At 46.6% G+C, this 1051-nt stretch carries 1 pseudogene; it reads left to right on the top strand.

The annotated features are described in order from the left end of the window. Positions 1 to 30: 30 nt before the first annotated feature. Positions 31 to 798: pseudogene (locus ACFIJK_RS09315) on the top strand (NADH-quinone oxidoreductase subunit H). Positions 799 to 1051 lie beyond the last annotated feature (253 nt).

Below are 1051 nucleotides of genomic sequence, written 5' to 3'. Positions count from 1 at the left end.
CTACTCCTTGTTGCATCCGCACTAACCGCTATAGCATTCCTCACACTTGTTGAACGAAAATTATTAGGTTATATACAACTACGCAAAGGACCCAACATTGTAGGCCCTTACGGACTACTACAACCCTTCGCTGATGCAATAAAACTCTTCACCAAAGAACCCCTAAAACCCTCAACATCCACCACTACACTCTACACCATCGCACCCGCCCTAGCCTTCTCCATTGCCCTCCTCCTATGAACCCCCCTTCCCATACCTAACCCTCTAATCAACTTCAACCTAGGACTCCTATTCATCCTAGCTATATCCAGCCTAACTGTCCACTCCATCCTATGATCAGGATGAGCATCAAACTCAAACTACGCCCTAATTGGAGCCCTACGAGCCGTCGCTCAAACAATTTCATACGAAGTTACCCTCACTATCATCCTGCTATCAGTCTTACTAACAAACGGCTCATTTAACCTCAGTATACTTATTACAACACAAGAACATCTCTGACTCCTCCTACCATCATGACCTTTAGCCATAATATGATTCACCTCCACACTAGCAGAGACAAACCGAACCCCCTTCGACCTCATAGAAGGCGAGTCAGAACTAGTATCAGGCTTTAACATTGAATATGCCGCAGGCCCATTCGCCCTATTCTTTATAGCCGAATATATAAACATTATTATAATGAACGCCCTAACAACTACAATCTTTCTAAGCACATTCTACCCCACCCACTCACCAGAATTATTCACAACATGCTTTACCACCAAAACACTCCTCCTAACCTCTCTATTCCTATGAACTCGAGCAACATACCCCCGATTCCGCTACGACCAGCAGAGACATCTACCATGAAAAAACCTCCGTCCACCCACACTAGCATTTCTCATATGAAACATCCCAACACCCATTGCAATCTCCAAGGGGCAGGTAGTTCAGCCGCCCAAAGGGCAGAACCAACTTCTGTACCACCTTGCTGCTGAGCTGGGTTTCCTGAACCACCAGGAAGTGGGCAATGGCTTCCAGAAGCTGGGGCTCCCGTAACCGGTGCCGT

This window comes from Bartonella sp. PS17NMGDW (assembly GCF_042193555.1).
Classification (GTDB): Bacteria; Pseudomonadota; Alphaproteobacteria; order Rhizobiales; family Rhizobiaceae; genus Bartonella; species Bartonella grahamii.
This window is presented reverse-complemented; position numbering and strand designations above follow the sequence as displayed.